Consider the following 1,923-nt stretch of genomic DNA (forward strand, 5'->3'; position numbering starts at 1 on the left):
TTAATGACATTGTTGTGCCATTAACAGACTTTCAGACGCTTGCTTTTTAAGGCTACTCAGAGCCTGTTGCAGTCGTTAGCTGGTTATCTTGGTATAATCTATTTGTGATACAAATAAAACCTCTACCTGGAAATTGATTTTGCCTGTCAAACAGCAGTAAAAGTAACTAAATTTTCTCCAATTAAAGCGCTTAACAGCAACTTTTTTGCATCACTTTAGTCAGTTTTGCTCGCTTTGAGATTCTGCATCCAGAAATTGTTAATCGAAAAAATGTCCTAGCCATAAAAATGAATAGGACAAAGTAGTAACAATTCGTTTTAGTAAACTAATACTTTAAACTCTTTAACATCAGACCAAGAAGTTACGCGTTGACCCATCCAGTGTTTTGGTGAGCGCCTCTTTATAGTCTGTACGCCTGTTGGTAAATTTTTTGCAAAAGTATGCCATTTAGACCCTTCGTTTTGTCGAGCCAAACGAATTTGAAAAGTCCAGTAAGCACTTAGTTCATTCGAAAAACGAGCATCATACTTTGGCATCGTTACAGCTAATAATTCGCCAAATCCATTTTCAGGTTTTGAACCTGGGTGCTGTCTTGTATAAATAACCCCGCTATCAACCTTAGATTCACTTTGAATCTGATTATTATACAAATAACTTGCCATACTTGGACTCTTTTCAAGGAGTTTATGAAAATCAGGTTTCGCATAAGCGCTAATAGATAAGCCCAAACAGCAAAAAACAAGGCTTTTTTGTATTGATTTATTCATGAAAATTCTCTATAAAAATAATTTAGTAATATCTTACTTCCGTACCCATAATGTAAACAATTAACGCTTGTTATTCAATGTTAAATAAGAATTATTCGCAAAACCATACTTTTTTTGTATCTCTTTAAGTAGTAATGCTCGCTTTTGCCGAGCAAAATATAAAATTAAGAAAACCCCACCATTGAATACAAGATTGTAAATGTGTCTTTGATAGACGGAATTATTCCGTCTATCACACAAAATAAAATCTTATAATATTTATCAAAGCCTTTGATAAAATTAGAAAATGAGAGTATTTTATCGAAATTAAGAATCATAATAGACGGAAAAAGTCAGTGTTTAAACATGGAATAAATCCATACAAGCTGTTAAGTGCTTTTGCCAAACATGGAGTTGTTGATGATAAATATTTCAGTATATAAACTAGGCGAAAAATATCTAAAACCCACTTATTCTCTATTCTTTTTTACTGTAACAAAAATTCTTTCACCTACTTGGTGGTATGCTTCATATATAAAAGAAGGCTTAGGTAAAGAAGAAAGAACTGAAGGAATAATAGCTAGAAATTACTCTTACTTGTTTTTCTCAATCCTATTTACTTTAATCTTGGGAGTAGGTTACAAACCGAATGCTCTTCAGTCATATTCACTCTCTTGGGCTATTCTCCCATGCATAGGTGTTTATGCTATAACGTGGTCACGATGTAATGAAATTTTTTTTGCATTTATTCAGGATGCTTTAGATAAATCAGAAAATGCCCCCACAAAAAGCAGTTTATCCTTCCGAAAGAGAATTGAACTATCGCTATTAAGTTATATTGAGCTTATTCTAAATTATTCAATTTTATTCTTGCTAATGCCTACTAGCTGGTTTAGTAAAGAATTTGAAGGCATTATTGATACTATTTACTTAAGTGGAGTAACAATTACAACGCTAGGTTATGGTGACTTCTCACCAGTTTATTGGCTTCCAAAATTTTTGGTAATTCATGAGGTTCTAGTTGGGTTTACACTTATAATTGTTAGTTTTGCTCTTTATGCTGGTAAAAAAGAAAGTAGTGTTGAGTAAAAATCACTTAATCGGGTAGCCGGAGGTCTCTAACCTCCATACCATCCATCATGTTGTAGCCGCACAAAATACCCCCAGATTGATGCGG

General features: G+C 33.4%; 2 protein-coding genes. One reads left to right on the forward strand and one right to left on the reverse strand.

The genetic code is table 11. The annotated features are described in order from the left end of the window. Positions 1 to 317 precede the first annotated feature (317 nt). Positions 318 to 767 carry a hypothetical protein gene (locus CJF42_RS25800; protein WP_095369347.1) on the reverse strand — a complete coding sequence of 150 codons (450 nt, stop codon included), beginning with the start codon at positions 765 to 767 and terminating at the stop codon, positions 318 to 320. A 399-nt stretch (positions 768 to 1,166) separates the two neighbouring features. Between CJF42_RS25800 and CJF42_RS25805 the strand changes: the two genes are divergently transcribed. Beyond that, positions 1,167 to 1,835, forward strand: a complete 669-nt coding sequence (locus CJF42_RS25805; RefSeq protein WP_170940779.1) for a potassium channel family protein — start codon at positions 1,167 to 1,169, stop codon at positions 1,833 to 1,835. The last annotated feature ends 88 nt before the right edge of the window (positions 1,836 to 1,923 follow it).

Source organism: Pseudoalteromonas sp. NBT06-2 (assembly GCF_002276045.1).
Taxonomy (GTDB): domain Bacteria; phylum Pseudomonadota; class Gammaproteobacteria; order Enterobacterales; family Alteromonadaceae; genus Pseudoalteromonas.